The 16,840-nt window shown below is 67.8% G+C and carries 18 protein-coding genes; 10 read left to right on the forward strand and 8 right to left on the reverse strand.

Annotated features, from left to right (window positions below):
- Positions 1 to 142 precede the first annotated feature (142 nt).
- Complete coding sequence (locus GOC52_RS14965) at positions 143 to 1,297, forward strand: tetratricopeptide repeat protein (RefSeq protein ID WP_019662133.1); 1,155 nt, start codon at positions 143 to 145, stop codon at positions 1,295 to 1,297.
- Between the two features lie 6 nt (positions 1,298 to 1,303).
- Here the strand turns inward: GOC52_RS14965 and GOC52_RS14970 are convergent, their stop codons facing one another.
- Entirely contained in the window at positions 1,304 to 1,639 is a 336-nt protein-coding gene (locus GOC52_RS14970) for a zinc ribbon domain-containing protein YjdM (protein WP_010482882.1), read from the reverse strand.
- A gap of 182 nt (positions 1,640 to 1,821) precedes the next feature.
- Between GOC52_RS14970 and GOC52_RS14975 the strand changes: the two genes are divergently transcribed.
- The 3 genes from GOC52_RS14975 (at position 1,822) to GOC52_RS14985 (ending at position 3,900) form a co-directional block, all read left to right on the forward strand.
- On the forward strand, positions 1,822 to 3,183 hold the full coding sequence (locus GOC52_RS14975; protein WP_057504191.1) for an Hsp70 family protein: 1,362 nt from the start codon (positions 1,822 to 1,824) through the stop codon (positions 3,181 to 3,183).
- A 271-nt stretch (positions 3,184 to 3,454) separates the two neighbouring features.
- Complete coding sequence (locus GOC52_RS14980) at positions 3,455 to 3,706, forward strand: YkgJ family cysteine cluster protein (protein ID WP_005410565.1); 252 nt, start codon at positions 3,455 to 3,457, stop codon at positions 3,704 to 3,706.
- Between the two features lie 11 nt (positions 3,707 to 3,717).
- A complete protein-coding gene (locus GOC52_RS14985; protein ID WP_005410566.1) occupies positions 3,718 to 3,900 on the forward strand; it encodes a hypothetical protein in 183 nt (60 codons plus the stop codon).
- 49 nt (positions 3,901 to 3,949) lie between these two features.
- Here GOC52_RS14985 and GOC52_RS14990 read toward each other — a convergent pair whose 3' ends face one another.
- From GOC52_RS14990 to GOC52_RS15000, 3 genes are read right to left on the reverse strand one after another with little or no spacing between them, the layout of a single operon-like run.
- Entirely contained in the window at positions 3,950 to 4,831 is an 882-nt protein-coding gene (locus tag GOC52_RS14990) for a DUF4097 family beta strand repeat-containing protein (RefSeq protein ID WP_005414223.1), read from the reverse strand.
- 10 nt (positions 4,832 to 4,841) lie between these two features.
- Entirely contained in the window at positions 4,842 to 5,375 is a 534-nt protein-coding gene (locus tag GOC52_RS14995) for a hypothetical protein (RefSeq protein ID WP_019337005.1), read from the reverse strand.
- Positions 5,372 to 5,950, reverse strand: a complete 579-nt coding sequence (locus GOC52_RS15000; protein ID WP_019337006.1) for an RNA polymerase sigma factor — start codon at positions 5,948 to 5,950, stop codon at positions 5,372 to 5,374. Before GOC52_RS15000 ends, GOC52_RS14995 begins: the two co-directional genes overlap by 4 nt.
- A 126-nt stretch (positions 5,951 to 6,076) precedes the next feature.
- On the opposite strand from GOC52_RS15000, the gene GOC52_RS15005 reads away from it, so the two are divergent.
- Positions 6,077 to 6,256 (forward strand): hypothetical protein, encoded by a 180-nt coding sequence (locus tag GOC52_RS15005; RefSeq protein WP_043402757.1) that lies wholly within the window; start codon positions 6,077 to 6,079, stop codon positions 6,254 to 6,256.
- A gap of 34 nt (positions 6,257 to 6,290) precedes the next feature.
- A complete protein-coding gene (locus GOC52_RS15010) occupies positions 6,291 to 6,884 on the forward strand; it encodes a mechanosensitive ion channel family protein (RefSeq protein WP_010482867.1) in 594 nt (197 codons plus the stop codon).
- Positions 6,885 to 7,402: 518 nt separating this feature from the next.
- Here GOC52_RS15010 and GOC52_RS15015 read toward each other — a convergent pair.
- Complete coding sequence (locus tag GOC52_RS15015; protein ID WP_010482865.1) at positions 7,403 to 7,669, reverse strand: DksA/TraR family C4-type zinc finger protein; 267 nt, start codon at positions 7,667 to 7,669, stop codon at positions 7,403 to 7,405.
- 170 nt (positions 7,670 to 7,839) lie between these two features.
- Complete coding sequence (locus GOC52_RS15020) at positions 7,840 to 8,397, reverse strand: DUF2058 domain-containing protein (protein ID WP_019338831.1); 558 nt, start codon at positions 8,395 to 8,397, stop codon at positions 7,840 to 7,842.
- Positions 8,398 to 8,459: 62 nt separating this feature from the next.
- Here GOC52_RS15020 and GOC52_RS15025 point away from each other — a divergent pair, with 62 nt between their 5' ends.
- The 3 genes from GOC52_RS15025 to GOC52_RS15035 all read left to right on the forward strand — a co-directional run bounded on the left by GOC52_RS15025 (position 8,460) and on the right by GOC52_RS15035 (position 11,402).
- Positions 8,460 to 8,960 (forward strand): M48 metallopeptidase family protein, encoded by a 501-nt coding sequence (locus GOC52_RS15025; protein ID WP_019338832.1) that lies wholly within the window; start codon positions 8,460 to 8,462, stop codon positions 8,958 to 8,960.
- Positions 8,961 to 9,007: 47 nt separating this feature from the next.
- Positions 9,008 to 9,706 carry an RNA pseudouridine synthase gene (locus tag GOC52_RS15030; RefSeq protein ID WP_019338833.1) on the forward strand — a complete coding sequence of 233 codons (699 nt, stop codon included), beginning with the start codon at positions 9,008 to 9,010 and terminating at the stop codon, positions 9,704 to 9,706.
- 103 nt (positions 9,707 to 9,809) lie between these two features.
- Complete coding sequence (locus GOC52_RS15035; protein ID WP_191849782.1) at positions 9,810 to 11,402, forward strand: phospholipase D family protein; 1,593 nt, start codon at positions 9,810 to 9,812, stop codon at positions 11,400 to 11,402.
- A gap of 3 nt (positions 11,403 to 11,405) precedes the next feature.
- Here the strand turns inward: GOC52_RS15035 and GOC52_RS15040 are convergent, their stop codons facing one another.
- A complete protein-coding gene (locus GOC52_RS15040) occupies positions 11,406 to 12,482 on the reverse strand; it encodes an HDOD domain-containing protein (RefSeq protein WP_010482855.1) in 1,077 nt (358 codons plus the stop codon).
- 278 nt (positions 12,483 to 12,760) lie between these two features.
- On the opposite strand from GOC52_RS15040, the gene GOC52_RS15045 reads away from it, so the two are divergent.
- The gene (locus tag GOC52_RS15045) at positions 12,761 to 13,858 is read left to right on the forward strand and encodes a Glu/Leu/Phe/Val dehydrogenase dimerization domain-containing protein (RefSeq protein WP_010482852.1); all 1,098 of its coding nucleotides are present in this window, start codon (positions 12,761 to 12,763) and stop codon (positions 13,856 to 13,858) included.
- A 44-nt stretch (positions 13,859 to 13,902) separates the two neighbouring features.
- Here GOC52_RS15045 and GOC52_RS15050 read toward each other — a convergent pair whose 3' ends face one another.
- Entirely contained in the window at positions 13,903 to 16,758 is a 2,856-nt protein-coding gene (locus tag GOC52_RS15050; protein ID WP_191849784.1) for an autotransporter serine protease, read from the reverse strand.
- Positions 16,759 to 16,840: the final 82 nt, after the last annotated feature.

Consider the following 16,840-nt stretch of genomic DNA (forward strand, 5'->3'; position numbering starts at 1 on the left):
AGCCAGTTGTCCACAGCTTTGTCGCGCGCTGGTCCACATCGGTTGTGGATGAACGCGGCGCCGACCAACGGTCGCTGCAGCTGGACATCCATGGGAATACACTCGCCACAGGCGGGAGCGCCCGCCGCTGCCGGGAACCGTCATGTACCGTTCTGCCGCCCATTGCCTCACCCTTTCGCTGCTGGCCTTCTGTGCTCCTGCCTTCGGCGCAGGCCAGGCACCGCCCGCCGATGTGGTGACGACCCCGACCATCACCGTGTCGGCCGCACGCGTGCCGACCCCGGAAGAAGTGTTCGCCATTCCCGCGGACCTGCGTGCGATGCTCCAGAAGCAGGTGATCCAGCGCAGCTACTCCCGCGACCAGCGCCTGCAGGCGCTCGTGGAGATGATCTTCGACCAGCACGGGCTGGACCTGCAGTACGACGCCAATGCGACCTACACCGTCAGCGATATCTGGCAGCACCGCCGCGCCAACTGCCTGGCCTTCACCCTGCTGTTCGTAACGCTTGCGCGGGAGGCGGGCATCCAGGCCCGCGTGCAGGAAGTGGGGCAGGTGGTGTCCTGGTACCAGGACCAGGACGCGGGCGTGGTCTACAGCGTCGGCCACGTCAATGCCGGCGTCGATGTCGGCGGGCGTTTCGGTACCGTCGACCTGGATCGCAATGTGCTCTATGACCGCCGCGGGCCGGTTCCCGTGAGCCGTGCGCGGGCATTGGCGCATTTCTACAACAACCGGGGTGCGGAGCGCCTCGCCGACGGTGACTTCGGCGGCGCCCGTGCATTCTTCGACGCATCCGTGGCTCAGGACAGCGGGTTCGCTCCAGTGTGGAACAACCTCGGCGTGCTCGACCACCGCGAAGGCAACAACGAGGCGGCGCGGCAGGCGCTGGACCGGTCGCTGCAGCTGGACGGCCGCCAGGATGCCGCACTGACCAATGCCTCCGCGCTGTTCCGCAGCCTGGGCTTGACCGCGCAGGCGCAGTCACTTGAGCGCCGGTTGAAATCGGTGCAGCGCGAAGACCCGTTCGCGCAGTACATGTTCGGCGCCAAGGCCGAACGGGCCGGCCAGCTGGACCAGGCGATCCGCTATTACCGGCAGGCCGTGCGCCTGTATGACACCGCGCATCAGTTCCACTTCGGGCTGGCGCGGGTCTATTTCCTGGCTGGCCAGCTCAAGCGCGCCGATCGCGAACTGCTGCGTGCACAGGAACTGGGGGGCGCGCCGGAGCAGGCGCGCTACCAGGCCAAGCTGGACAGCCTGGCCCGCTGGCGCGCGCAGCAGCAGGCCAGGCGCTGAAGGTGATCAGGCCTTCTTGAGGAAGCAGGTCTTCAGGACCAGGCCCTTGATCTTGTCCGAGTTGCCTTCGATGTGCTCGGCATCATCCTCGACCAGGCGGATGTTGCGGATCACGGTGCCCTGCTTGAGCGGGATCGAAGACCCCTTCACCTTTAGGTCCTTGATCACGGTGACGGTGTCGCCGGCCTGCAGGGTATTGCCGTTGCTGTCACGCACGACCAGGGTGGAACCGGCGCTTTCCTCGGCGGTCCATTCGAAACCGCAGTCGGCGCAGATCCACAGCGCACCATCGGCGTAGGTGTTTTCCAGGGTGCACTGCGGGCAGGCGGGGGCAGAAGACATCAGCAAATACCTCAAAGTGAATCAACAGCCGCCATTGTAACCGGCCGGCTTCCCCGGCCCTTTTCCGGGCGGGCTCCGGGCTGCCCACTGGACCCGGACCAGAACAGCACGCCCGCTGGAACTTGCAGTCGGCGGCGAACTGCAGCAGAGTGCGCGGCCCCTGATCGCCCCCGGAACTCCCCATGCGCCTCGGCATCGACTTCGGTACCAGCAACTCCGCCGCCGCCATCGTGCATGAGGGAAAACTGCTGCCGATCCGCTTCGGCGATGCCGAGCAGTTCCGCACCAGCGTGTATTTCCCCGGCGTGGTGCCCGATCCGGACGACTTCCAGCTCGATGACGGCCAGGAACACCAGCTGCAGCAGATGATCGACAGCGCCGCGCGCGCAGCCCGTGCCGCCGGCCAGGAACGCACGCCACAGGCACTGCGCCGCGAAGCCCTGCGCGCACTGCGCCGGGAATGGATGGAAGCCCGCGCCGGCAAGGAACGCAGCGCCAGCGACCTGCTGCAGAACGCGGTCTACGGCGATGACGCGCTGGAAGCCTATTTCGAGGAACACGAAGGCAACCTGGTGCAGAGCCCGAAGTCGATGCTCGGCTACAACCTGCACCCGCGCGCCAAGCAGACCATCACCGGCATCGCCGCGCACATCCTCGAGCACATCCGCCTGACTGCCAGCGCCCAGCTCGGCCAGCCGCTGCGTGCCGCCCTGCTCGGCCGCCCGGTGCAGTTCCGCAGCTCGATCGGCGCGGCCGGCAACGACCAGGCGCTGGACATCCTGCGCGAGGCCGCCACCCAGGCCGGCTTCGACCAGATCGATTTCCTCGAGGAACCGGCCGCGGCGGCCATGCATTACCACGCCGAAAGCCGCGAGCGGCACCAGGCGGTGATCGTCGATATCGGCGGCGGCACCACCGACATCGCCCATGCCGAAGTCGGCGGCGACGACGCCCCGCGCATCCACCGCGCCTGGGGTATCGCCCGCGGCGGTACCGACATCGACCTGGCGCTGAGCCTGTCCAGCTACATGCCGCTGTTCGGCCGCGGCATCACCCGCGTGCCGGCCCACCACTACGTGGAAGCGGCCACCGTGCAGGACATGACCCGCCAGCGCGAGTTCCGCCTGCACAAGTACGACCATGTCGACGCGCCCTGGGGCGACCGCCTGCAGGCGCTGCAGGACACCGGCAACACCGCGCGGCTGTACCGCGACGTCGAACGCGCCAAGATCGCCCTCAGTGCCGCCAGCGAGCACCGCAGCACGCTGGACTACATTGCCCGCGACCTGCATGCCGACAGCAGCGCCGATGGCCTGGCCGCCGCCGCCCATGGCTACCTGGAGCAGATCCGGGAACTGCTGGCCCAGGTCCGCAGCGACATCGGGGGCGACCCGGATGCGGTGTTCCTCACCGGCGGCATGTCCCGCGCCGGTTACCTGCGCCAGGCCGTGGCCGAGGCCTTCCCGGGCGCCCGCATGGTCCACGGCGAGCCCTCGCTGGGCGTGGTCCAGGGCCTGGCCTTGGCGGCAGCCAGCCAGGATTAACAAAACGTTACGCGGTCTAAGTTACTCTTGGTCGGCTAGAACTCCGCTGCACCTTCCACCGGCCACGCCGGTGTGTGTCCACGGTGCAGCCTGGCCCGCCCTGCGGGCCTAGCGGCCATGCCTTCCTGGCTCGTTCATGGTCCGCGCAGCACCTGAGCCGCCATCGAGACCCGCTTTGGGCACCCGCCAGGCCCCTGTGGCCTTACAACCTGACGCAGCACCTGCACCCATCGACTGCCGCCGTTGTGACGCGGTCTGTTGCCGGCTGCCCGTGCTGCTGCAGCCCGGCGACCACGTGCCTGGCCAGTTCCTGTCACGCGACACCCACGGCCGTGCCGTGATGGCGCGCAACGAGGAAGGCTGGTGCGCGGCGATCGATCCCTATCACCTGCGCTGCACGATCTATTCGCAGCGCCCGGCGATCTGCCGCCAGTTTTCGATGGGCGGCGATGACTGCCGCCGCGAGCGGCAGGACTACCTGCGCCAGGCCGACGCCTGGGCGCTTTCCTCCCCTTCCACCTGACAGGAGCAACCATGCCCCGCAAGGCAAAGACCCCCGCGAAGGCCAGCAACAGCATCCGCAGCGAACGCAAGGGCGCGGCCGCCAGCACCGTGGTCAGCAGCGATTCGATCGCTTCGGACCTGGCAGCGTTCCGCAAGGCCGGTGGCAAGATCGAAGTCCTCGGCACCACCTGGGCACTGAAGAAGGCCAGCTGACCCAACACTGACCGCGGCGGCGCTGCCGCCGCGGCCTGCCGGATCGCGCTCAGCGGTCAAGGCGTACCCGCACACTGCCCGAATGCGACTGGATGCGGATGTCACCGTCGCCGCCGCCCAGCCGCGTATCGAGGTGGCTGCCCGGCCCATAGCGCGGCCGCTCCACCTGCCCGGCATCGCTGTTGATCGACCCGCTGAAGCTGTTCACCGACAGCTGTGCCGACACCGTGCGCGGCAGGCTCAGCGTGACCGAGGCACTGACCGATTCGACATTGATGCGGCCACCGGGTGCCAATCCGGCTGCTGCCAGATCGATGCTGCCCGAGACGGTCTCCACCGCCAGCCGCTGCACGCGCCCGGCGTCCACCTCGACCCGGCCGGACACCGTCTGCGCACCGATATCACCGGATACCCCGCCGCCGGCCTCGATCCGGCCACTGACCGTATTCACGTCCAGCTTCGGCGTCTGCAGGCGTGCACTGACGCTGCCACTGACCGTGTTGAGCTTGCTGTCGCCACTGCGGCCAGCTGCGCTCAGGCTGCCGCTGACCGTGTCGGCCTGCAGCCGTCGCACATCGATGCCACTGATGTCCTGGCTGGCGCTGACCGTGCTCAGCAGCAGCTCCACCGAGCGCGGCACGTTCAGCACCAGCGTCGCGCCACCATTGTTGCTGCGGCGCGGATATTCGATCTCCCAGCGCACCCGGTTGGCGCTTTTCTCCTGGCGCAACTGCAGGCCGTCGCTGAGCGTGCCGGTGAGCTGCACGTCATTGCGGTCCCAGCCGCGCACGGTCACCTTGCCGGCCACGTTGCTCAGCTCGATGCGACCGCCCGCGGCCAGGGTGTGGCGCTCGTCGATGCGGGTGTCGGCCAGTGCTACGGCAGGGGCCAGCAGCAGCGCGACACAGCAGGAAATCAGGGTTCGGGTCATGGGGGTCTCCTCAGGTCGTCAAGCCGGACTCGGCGGCATAGGCCGCCTGCCGGGTCAGTTCCAGCCGCAGCGCATAGGTGCGCTTGAGCTGGCCAAGCAGGTGCGGCGCACGCGGGTCCTGCGCCAGGGCGGCACGGATCTGCGCCGCGCTTTCATCCAGTTCGTGCAGGGCCGGCTGCCATTCCGGCGCCCGTCCATCGGGCAGCGAAGCAACGGCCTGCTGGTACTGCTCGGTCATCGCCGCCGCCTGCAGCTGTAGTGCTGAAGGTACCGGCACCTCTGGCTGCGCATGGCGCCACGGCGCCACGGCGTAGACCGCCAGACTGGCCGCCAACACCGCACCCACCGGCAACCACCAACGCCGACGCGAACGGTTCGGCAGGGCCACCACGTTGTCGCCCGGCGCAGGCGCCGCCTGCGGCTCACGCGGCGGCAGCTGGGCCGAAAGGCGTGCCCAGCCATCGGTGGGTACGTCGCGCTCGCTTGGCAGCGCGCGCAGCCGTGCCAGTAGATCGTGGTCGGAATCGTGGTCGTGTGTATTCATGTCATGTCTCCCAGCCGTGCGCGCAACAGGCCGCGCGCACGATGCAACTGTGCCTTGGAACTGCCGACGGCCATCTGCAGCTGTTCGGCGATTTCCTGGTGTTTCCAGCCTTCGATGTCGTGCAGTACCAGTACCGCACGTGCCCGTGGCGGCAGTGTCGACAGCGCCCGTTCGAGGTCGCGTTCGGTGCCGGCACAGCGGTCGTGTACCGCCAGTTCCTGCAACCCTCCGTCCACTTCGTCGAGGCTGTCATGGTCCTGCCCGGCAGCACGCCCGCGCAGTTCCATCAGCGCGGCGTTGACGCCCAGCCGGTGCAGCCAGGTCGACAGGCTGCTCTCGAAACGGAAGCCCGGCAGCGCCTTCCATGCCTGCAGGAACGCTTCCTGCAGCGCGTCCTCGGCGCGTGCCTGCTGGCCGCCACACAGCCGCCACAGCACAGCGAATACCCGGGGCGCGTGGCGCCGATACAGCAGTTCATAGGCCGCGGTGTCGCCGGCGGCGGCCGCCCGCACCAGGGCGGGTTCGTCGACGGCGTCGTTGGCGGCAGGCAGCGCGGGCATGGTGGTATCGAGCATATCGCTTGGATGCGGCAACCCGGAAAAAGGTTTAGAGCTCATCCATGATCGATGCCATGCAACCTTTTTGATGGCTGCTGCATCCATGGAAGGTCCTTCGCAAAATTGCCGTCCAGGAGTCCTGCCATGTCCAGCCCATCCTGCGCCGCCCTGCTGGTGATCACCGCCTGCGTCCTGCTGCAGGCGCTGGGCCTGTCACTGCAGCTGCGCCCCGACAACGGCCGCGCCTGCCTGCAGCAGCACCGCCAGGAGCTGGTGTGCCTGGCCTGGACCCCGGCGGTCGAATCCCCCGCACGCGCCGGGTAACATCGGGGGCCGTTTCCCCCTCCGTAGTCGCCCCATGATGTTGTCGCTGAAGGATCACCTGCCCGCCTGGACCCACCCGTGGCTGAACTACGCCGGCGTCGCCGTGCAGATCGTACTGGTGCTGCTGGTTGCGTGGCTCCTGCGCGTGCTCGCCCGTCGCCTGATCCGCCGCTTCGCCGAGCACTACACGCTGCCGCCCGAAATGGTGATGGGTGCACGCCGGATCACCAGTTTCGTGGTCTATTTCAGTGCCCTGCTTTACATCCTCAGCCTGCTCGGCGCGAAGCCGTCGGTGCTGTGGACCGCGTTTACCGGCTTCGCCGCCGTGGGCGCGGTGGCCTTCTTCGCGGCGTGGAGCGTGCTGTCCAACATCTTCTGCACGCTGTTGATCTTCACCACCCGCCCGTTCCGCCTGCACGACTACATCGAGGTGCTGGAGAACGGCGAGAAGCCGGGCCTGAAGGGCCGGGTGATCGACGTGAACCTGATCTACACCACGCTGCAGGAGACCGGCGACGGCCACGAAGGCACGGTGCTGCAGCTGCCGAACAACCTGTTCTTCCAGCGCACGGTCCGCCGCTGGCGCGACCCGGCACAGGCCCCCGGTGGCATCCAGGGCGACGGCTGAGGGTGGGGTTTTCGGCAGGGCTGCGCCCTGCACCTGCTCGGAGCAACGGCAACGGCAAAAGCATGCTATCCGTGGGATGGCGGGGTGGGTCCGGTTGAGGGGGACGCTGCAAGTACGTCCATGTAAGCTCGGTCGCCGCATCCATGCAGCTCACGCCCCCTCAACCGGACCCACCCCGCCTTCGACAGATTTCCGCGAGCTGTCGGAACGGCGTTCTGCTTTGGTGGGTGCCGACCGTTGGTCGGCACGAATGAATTCATTCGATATCTGACAGATGTGCCGACTAACGGTCGGCACCCGCCAACAGCACACGGAATCTGTCAGAGGCGGGGCGGTGTGGGTGGGCAGGACCGTTGGCGCCATGGATGGCGCCATCGAGCCCCCATGGATGGGTTTACGGCGTGTCCTGACCACCCACACCGCCCCGCCATCCCACGGAATGCCCGCTTTTGACGTTGCTCTGGCTCTAGCTCTGGCTTCGGCAGGTGCAGGGCGCAGCCCTGCAATAAAAACCCCCTTTACCTCAGCTGGCTGTCCTTGCTGCCACGCCGGTTGTAGCCGGCATGCGCCTGTTCTTCGTCGTCATGCGCCTGCTGGCACGCCACGCACAGCCGGACACCGGGCACGGCCTGGCGCCGCGCCAACGGGATCGGCGCGTCGCATTCCTCACAGTGCTCCAGACCCGGGCCCTCGCGCAGCTGGCGCCGCGCGCGGGCGATCGCATCGTCGACGGTGGCGTCGATCTGGTCCTGGACCGCGCCGTCTCCCGCCCAACCGGTAGCCATGGCCATCCTCCGCAGGTGTGTCGCCTGATATGGAGACGATACACCCCGGCAAAAAGGCACGCCTTAATGTAGAGCCGAGCCACGCTCGGCTGCTCTTCAGGAAGACGAACAGAGCGCGGATGGGTTCGATCAAGCCGATTGCGACTTAATCCCCTCCGTCCCCTTCTTGTTTACCAGACCAGGTCGTCCGGCACCTGGAACTGCGCGTAGTAGGCGTCGTCCTCGGCGTTGCCGGTGGAGATCTCGGCGGTCGAGCCCGGCTGGCCATGGTCGACAATGATCGCCTCCGGGGCGCGCTCACGCACCTTCTCGGCAGCAGCACGTGGCAGCAGGGCGTAGCCCTCGCCATTGGCGACAATGACCAGCACGCCGACCGACAGCGCCTTGCGCAGCTTGGGGTCGATCAGCAGGGTGCGGATCGCCGCACCATCGCTGAAACGGTACTCGTCGTCGCCCTTGTGGGGCACGGCATGGGCCGTGATGATCTGCTTCGCCTGCGCCTTCTGTTCAGCCTGACGGGCCTGGGCATTGCGCTCGGCGGCCAGTGCGCGGTCGCGCTCGACCTTCTCGGCGCGGGCCCGTTCAGCCTCGCGCTGGACGTCGGCCGAGGTCGATTCGGCCTTGCCCTGCCGGGCCTTGGCCTGCGCGCTCGCGGCAGCGCTGGCCTGCGACTTCTTGGCCAGGCCGGCCTTGAGCAATTGTTCCTGCAGCGCGTTGGGCTTTGCCATGGTCGATGCGTACCGCGTGTAATCTTGGATGCTCCATTCTACCGACGCCCCGCCGCCCCTGCATGGCAGTCCTGAAGTACCTCAACGGCTATCCCGAACCCCTGGTCGCCCAGGTCAGCGACCTGCTGGCACAGGGCAAACTCGGCCCCTGGCTGCAGCAGCGCTACCCCGACCCGCACGAAGTGCGCAGCGACCGCCAGCTGTACGACTACACCCAGGACCTGAAGGACCGCTACCTGCGCAAGTCGGTGCCGCTCAACAAGGTCTGCTACGACAACACGCTGGAAGTGATCAAGCACGCGCTGGGCACCCATACCGCCATCTCCCGCGTGCATGGCGGCCGCCTCAAGGCCAGCCGTGAGATCCGCATCGCCACCGTGTTCCGCCAGGCACCGGCCGCGTTCCTGCGCATGATCGTGGTGCATGAGCTGGCCCACCTGAAGGAAGCCGACCACAACAAGGCCTTCTACCAGCTGTGCCAGCACATGGAGCCGGATTACCTGCAGCTGGAGTTCGATACCCGCCTGTACCTGACCGAGCTGGCCAACCGCGGCCAGCGCTGACCGGCCGCAGCAGCTACACTGCGCGCCCCCTGCCTGACCTTTCCGCCATGGAACCGATCCGTCTCGACAAACGCCTGTCCGCTCTGCTCGGCATCCCACGCGGCGAGGCGCGACGCTACATCGAAGGCGGCTGGGTCACGGTCAACGGCGACGTGGTGGAACAGCCACAGCGTCCGGTCGATGACAGCGCGGTGATCGTCGTGGCCGAGCAGGCCAGCGATGAAAAGGCCGAGCGGGTCAGCATGCTGCTGCACAAACCGGCTGGCGTTGCCGCCGAAACCCTGTGCGCGCTGGTCAGCAGTGACAGCCGCAGCGAACTCGACGCCAGCGACATCCGTCCGCTGCAGCGCCACTTCCACGGACTGCAGCTGGCCGCCTCGCTTCCGGCCAGCGACAGCGGCCTGGTGGTGGTCAGCCAGGATCCGGCCACGCTGGCCCATCTGCAGCGCAATCTGGGCCGCACCGAACAGGAATACCTGATTGAAGTGGCCGAAGGCGGGCCCGAGCGCGGCCCGTGGCTGATGGCGCGGCTGCAGCAGGAATCGGGCGGCGCCAAGGTCAGCTGGCAGAGCGAGCAGCGCCTGCGCTTCGCGGGCAAGGGCCTGACGGCCAAGGGCCTGCGCGTGGCGGTCACCGCTGCCGGCCTGCAGGTGACGGCCGTGCGCCGGCTGCGCATTGGCCGCGTGGCACTGGGACCGCTGCCCGCGCGGCAGTGGCGTTACCTGGGCAGCGACGAGCGGTTCTGACCGCGAAGTTCCAGTCATCCGCGCATGGCGTGACATTGCCTGAAGAAGGCATCCACGCATGGCGTGGATCTACTGCAATGAATCTGTTGGCTTTCATCCACGCATGGCGTGGCTCTACCATCGGGGCATGAGCCTGCCCAAGCCCCTGTGGCGACGCCTGCTGCGCGTCGCTGCAATCATCCTCGCCGCGCTGTTGCTGCTGGTCCTGTCCGGGCTGCTGCTGGCCGACCATCTCACGCCACGGGCGCAGGGCGCACCCTCGCATGTGCTGCCACTGCAGCCGGCGCAGACCCGCATCGACCAGGAAATCGTGCCGCTGCAGGACGCACACCCCGGACAGTCCGGCGTGGCGTTCCTCAGTGATGGCATGGATGCCTTCGCCGCACGCGCGATGATCACCACGCACGCAGGCCGCAGCCTGGACCTGCAGTACTACATCTGGCACGACGACCTGATCGGCCACCTGATGGCCAAGGCGCTGTACGACGCCGCCGAGCGCGGTGTGCGCGTGCGCATCCTGCTTGACGACATGAACGCCCAGGACAAGGACGCGCTGATGATGGCGCTGGACCGGCACCCGAACATTGAAATCCGCCTCTACAACCCGTTCCGAAACCGCAGCGGCATCGCGCGCACGCTGGAACTGGTGCAGCGCGCTTTCAGCGTGAACCACCGCATGCACAACAAGAGTTGGATTGCCGACGGCCGAGTCGCGATCGTCGGTGGCCGCAACATCGGCGAGGAGTACTTCAGCGCACGCACCGATGTGAATTTCCAGGACCTGGATCTGCTGGTTGCCGGCCCCGCCGTGGAGCAGGCCAACCGCATCTTCGACGACTACTGGAACAGTGAAGCGGCCATACCGGTATCGGCGCTTGCCTTCCATACCGATGCACAGCTACGCCTGCTGGTCCGCGAATCGGATCACGAAGCGCAGCGCGACGTGGCCCGGCCCTACCTTGCGCGCGTGGCCGAATCGCGCAAACGGCAGCGCCCAAGCCCTGAGCCGCTACATTGGAGCGGTGCAGTGCGCATCGTGTCGGACCCGCCGATGAAGCACCGCAAGGACGATCGCGCTGCCTGGCTGGTGTCGACCCTGATCAGTGAGCTGCAGGCCGCCCGGCACAAGGTCCTGTTGATCTCGCCCTACTTCGTACCCGGCAACGAAGGCCTGGATGGCTTTTCGGCCATGGCCGGGCGGGGCGTGCAGGTCGGCGTGGTCACCAACTCACTGGCCGCCAATGACGTTGCCGCCGTGCACGGTGGCTACATGGGCTACCGCGTGCCATTGCTCGAAGCTGGCGTCCACGTGTACGAACTGAAAGCGCAGGGGCAGTCCGCCGATGCCGGCGTGTTCGGCAGCAGCGGCGCGAGCCTGCATACCAAGGCGTTCCTGGTCGACGACCGCCGCGGTTTCGTCGGTTCGTTCAACCTCGACCCGCGCTCGGCCTATCTGAACACTGAAATGGGCGTGCTGTTCGACGATCCGGTACTGGGCGCACAGCTGCGGGACGAGTACCTGCGCCTGGCCGATCCCAGGCACAGCTGGTGGCTGGCGCTGGACGACCGTTACCGGTTGCGCTGGCTGGAGCGTGAACCACCACCACACTGGGTGGAGGCCGAGCCAGGGGCAACGGCGCGCAAGCGCTGGTTGTCGCGGGTGATCAGCTGGCTGCCGGTGGAATCGCAGCTGTAACGCTCAGGGCGCCGGACCCGCCTCTTCCTGTCCAGCGTCATCGCGTGTTTCCACGCTGCGCCCGTGCAGGCGCCGCCAGATCCAGCGCAGGGCATGCGGCGGCGCCGAAGGCAACTGTTCGAGCAGGGCCAGCATGCGGCTCTGGCTGGCATGTCCATGCCGGCACAGCAGGCTGGCCGCTGCGGCCGCACTGGCCAGGCGCAGGCTGTCAGCCAGCGGGCCATCCGCCTCGGGCGCCAGTGCCTGGTGCACCGGCTCGGGCAGCTCCCAGGCCGCAGCCACGCGTTGCGCCAACGGCAGCGACCACTGCTGGAGCAGCTGCAGCGCCAGCGCCGGCTCCACCGTCTCATCGCGTGCCTGCGCTTCCTGCAGCAGCTGGCGCATCACCAGTGCGGCCCCCAGCCCCTGTACCAGGCCCAGCCACTGGGCGGCGAAGGCATCGCCGAAGGTGACCGTGCGCGCGTGGTCAGCGGCTGCGCGCGAAGCCAGCAGCGCGTGCTCCCAGATGATCGTGCTGAACTGCGGAAACACCTCGCACTGCACCTGCATCACCGGCTGTACCAGCACCGCGCTGATGATCTGTCGCACGCCTTCGGTTCCGACCAGTGTCACCGCCCGCTGCAGGCTTTCCACTGGGCGCTCGTGCACCTTGTAGGCCGGGCTGTTGGCGATGCGCAGCAGGTTGCCGGTCAGCACCGGGTCCTGGCCGATGATCGCCGCCATCACCCGCGCCGATGCCGCATCGTCGTTGACCGTCTGGATCAGCTGCGGCAGCAGCTGCGGGCGGCGCGGCAACTGACGGGCCGCCCAGTCCCGGTCCTGCAGCGCGCGCGCCACCGCCTCGCCCAGTCCCGCGGCCTGCACCGGCGTGGATCCACCGGCCAGGCGCGGGTACAGGGCCAGCGCATGCAGGCCGCGCTGCAGATGTGCAGCGATCTCGGCCGAAGGCAGCGCCTCACCCTGCAGGCTGGCCGCAGCCGCCGCCACCGCCTGCCGCGACACCGCCGCCAACCGGGACGGCGCGGCCCCGGTCGAGCGCGCCAGCCAGCCGCGCAGCGATCGCCACCAGGCCGGCGTCATCGCCGCCCGCCCTGTCGTTGTGGTGCCCTTGCCGTCACTGACCGCCCTGCCTCTTCACGCGAATCCGGCCACCCGCCGTCGTCGCAGCATCGGCCGCACTTTCATCTTCTTTAACCGGAAGGTCGCCGATGTCGACGGCACCGGCCGGGGGAATGGACTAGAATGGCGCCGCGCGACCCGTCCCCCTGCACCGACGACGTCGCTTTTTTTGTTTTGGGACCCTACCGTTCACTGGCCGTTCGCTGCAGTTCGCCGCTGATCGCGCCATCGGAGACGCCATGCTATTCGAAACCCTCGCCACCACCGGCCACGAACAGGTGGTGTTCTGCCACAACCACGACGCCGGCCTGAAGGCGATCATCGCCATCCACAACACCACCCTCGGCCCGGCCTTGGGCGGCGTGCGCATGCGCCCCTACGCCAGCACCGACGAGGCGCTGGCCGATGCGCTACGGCTGAGCCGGACGATGACCTACAAGAATGCACTGGCCGGCCTCAACGTAGGTGGCGGCAAGGCGGTGATCATCGGCGACCCCAAAGTGGACAAGACCGAGGTGCTGTTCCGTGCCTTCGGCCGTTATGTCGATTCCCTGGGCGGGCGCTACATCACTGCCGAGGACGTCGGCACCGACGTCAACGACATGGAGAACATCTACCTGGAAAGCCAGTTCGTGACAGGCGTGCACCAGGTCCATGGTGGCTCCGGCGATCCCGCTCCGTTCACCGCCTACGGTGCGCTGCAGGCACTGATGGCGTCGATGCGCTTCAAGTTCGGCCATGAGGAAGTGGGCAAGACCAGCATCGCTGTGCAGGGCCTGGGCCACATCGGCATGGAACTGGTGAAGCTGCTGCGCGACCGCGGCGCCAAGCTCTACGTCACCGACCTGGACAGCGCGCTGGTTGATCGCGCGGTCAGCGATTTCGGTGCCGAAGCAGTCAAGCCGGATGAGATCCATGAAGTGAACGCCGACGTGTTCGCACCGTGCGCGCTGGAAGGCGCGATCAACGCCGACACCCTGCCGCGGATCAAGGCGAAGATCATCTGCGGCACCGCCAACAACCAACTGTCGAGCCTGGAGATCGGCGACGAGCTGCATGCGCGCGGCATCCTGTATGCACCGGACTATGCGGTCAATGCCGGCGGCGTGATGAACGTGTCGCTGGAGATCGACGGTTACAACCGCGAACGCGCGATGCGCCTGATCCGCAGCATCTACCACAACCTCACCCGCATCTTCGAACTGTCGCAGCGCGAGAACATCGCGCCGCAGCGTGCCGCCGACCGCATCGCCGAGAGCCGCATCCTGTCGATCGGCAAGCTGAAGATGCCGCTGGGCCGCAGCACCCCGCGCCTGGGCAACCTGCGCGGCGGCTGAGCCAGCCGACGTCGCGCCGGGCATGACCCGGCGCGACCTGTCCTTCAGAAGCCGGTGCTGTAGCGCAAGGCTGCCTGCCGCGCACCTTCGCCACCGACGCGCTGGTCGAAGCCCAGGCTCAGGCGGCCATTGCGACCCCACCACGATTCCAGCGCCACGCCGATCAGCGCACTGCCGCGCGGTACGTTCCAGCCCGCCAGCGGTGCCCAGGCATCGACGCCGACGAAACTGGCCTGCCAGTCCGCATCCGCGCCATCAATCCGTTGTTGCCATTCGGCATGCCCACGCAGCGTCCAACGCCCCCAGCCACGCTCGCCGCGGATACCGGCCAGCATCTGGCTGCGCTGCACGCGATTGGCATCGCCCCGCAGGCCGAAACCGAAGCCGCCGAGCTCATTGAAGGCGTCGGTATCCACGCGCGTGGTGCTGGCGCCGACGTAGGGCGTCAACGATGCGCCTGCACGCCCCAGCCGGTACCCGCCCTCCACGCTGGCACTGCTGAAACGGCCACCATACCGCGCAGAGACACCATAGGCGCCCGCACCGAGCAGCAGCTGACGATCCAGCGCGCGGGTGAACTGGCCGCTTCCGACCTGGGCCAGCGCGTAGCCACGCCCCAGATTCCAGCCCGCGTACAGCTGCGCCTGCGCCTGGCGATCACGCCCACGATCGCCGCCGAAACTGCTGCCACCATTACTTCGGGTCTCGCCAAACGCCACGCCCATCAGGCCGTTACTGCCCAGTGGCAGATCCTGGCCGGCCATCCAGCCCCGGCTGTCGGCGGCGTTGCCGGCGAAGCTGCCCTGCCCCGCCTCACCCAGCGCGCTCTGCCAGCTCCCGCGCAGGCGCGGTGCGGCCTGTACACGATCGAAGCGCTCGGCGATCGCACGCCGCGACATGTCGATGCTGTCGAAGGTCGCCGCTTCGGCACGGGCGTGCGCTTGACCGGACAGGCTCTGCAGGCTGGCGGCCAGGCCCTGCGGGCCACCGCCGGTCCACTGCAGGGCGCCGGCCGCTGCACCAAAGGCCGATCCCTGCAGCCCTGCGTTTTTGTCGAGTGCTGCGAATGCACCTTCCAGGCGCTGTGCTGCCGCCTGGGCGGACGCCCCCAGGCCGCTGGCCGCTGCGGTGACGCTGACCTGGGTCAGGTTCAACCAGGCGTTGTTGCTGTCGTAGCCGTAACTGCTCTGCAGCAACGACAGCCCCTGCAGGCCACTGGAGGTAGCCGGCGTACTGAAGGTGCCACTGAGTCCGCCTGCCGCGTGGATCAGGTCCTGCCGGCTGCCGTTCTGTGGCACGTAGCCGGAAACGAAGCCATGCACGCGCACGCCACCGTCGATCGCGGCATTGCCGGTGACCTGCAGCGCATTGGCGCCCAGTGCGATCATCAGCTGTGCACCGGCCTGCTGGGTGTAGTTGCCCTCGATCGTGCCGGTGGTGTTGCCGGTGGTGAGGAACACGCTGCTGCCGTTGACCACATTGCCGATCACGCGGGGCGTGCCGCCATTGAACTGCAGGCCGGTCGAATCCGGATCGGACTGGCCGAGAATGGTCACATTGGAACGGACCACACCACCGTTCTGCAGCGACAGGATGCCGCGCTCGATGCGGGTGGCGCCGGTGTAACTGTTGTTGCCGGCCAGCACCAGGGTGCCCCCGCCCTGCTTGACCAGGCCGCCGCTGCCGACGATATCGTTGCGCCACGCCGAGCCGGTCGAAGCAAGATCCACGTTGGCGACCACATCCCCCCAGTCGAAACGGCCCGGACCGTTGATCGCACGGCCGATGTCGAGCAGGCCGTAGCCGAACACCGGATCCACGCCCGGCGCGCCGATGTCCTTGGCGGTGCCCAGCAGGGTCTGCCGCACCAGATCGTTGCTGAAGTACGGGAAGCGCTCCCAGACCAGCGCCGCCGCGCCGGAAATCAAGGGCGCCGCAAATGACGTGCCGTAGTTCCAGTAGTAGCTGCCACCATTGGCATCGGGATAGACCGCGCTGCCTGGCGCCGCCAGGCAGTACCGGGCTGCCTGGCCGCAGGCATTGGCATAGCTGGCCAGCGTACCGGGCGCATACGGATCCACGGCGGTGGCCACCAGCCAGCCGCGCTCCAGATCGGCGGCCGGCAGCGTGCCGGCCACGCCCTGCTGGCTGGGCAGCGCGGCCAGGCTGCTCGGTTCGCTGCGGCCATCATTGCCCGCGGCAAACACCACCAGCCCGCCGTGGTTGATCACGAAGGGACGATATTCGGCGGCCACCTGCGCGGTGGTCGGCAGGTCGGTCCAGTACAGGCCGCCCCACGAGTTGTTCATCACCTTCACGTTGTAGCTGATCAGGTCCTGGTGGACCTGGGCCACACCCAGCGGTCCGCTGAATGCATTGCCGCGTCCGCTGCCGTCGTCGGTCGGCGGTTTGTCGGCAATGATCCGTGCCGACACGATCTGCGCCTTTGGCGCGATGCCGCCCGGCCAGGAGCCCGTTGCCGCGCCGGCGGCGAGGCTGGCCACGGCGGTGCCGTGGCCGACCACATCATCGACACCCAGATTGTTTCTGGCCGGATCGATGTAGTTGAGGTTGGCCAGCACCCGGCCATTCAATGCCACCGCATTGCGCTGCACGCCGGAATCGACGATGCCGATGCGCACGTTCTGACCGGTCAGGCCGGCAGCTTGTGCGGCGCGCGCATTGGTGACTGACAGATGCGCGTCGAAAGCCGGCTCCTGTGGCTTGACCGGAGGCGGCGTCGTCGGTGGCGGGGTAGTCGGTGGCGGGGTAGTCGGTGGCGGCGGTGGTGGCGGTGTATCGATGCGCACGTTGCCGCCCCCGCCACCTCCACCACAGGCCGTCAGCGCCAGTGCCAGCGCGGTTGCCAGGGCAGATCTCACCGTCGTCGTGCGTTTCATCGATTCCTTCCCATGAACGTTGGCCCGCCCTTGTGCCGGCAGGCATGCGGCGCCGTCCAACGGCGGCCCTCCCCGACCCTCT

The organism is Stenotrophomonas sp. SXG-1 (assembly GCF_014083965.1).
GTDB classification, from domain to species: domain Bacteria; phylum Pseudomonadota; class Gammaproteobacteria; order Xanthomonadales; family Xanthomonadaceae; genus Stenotrophomonas; species Stenotrophomonas geniculata.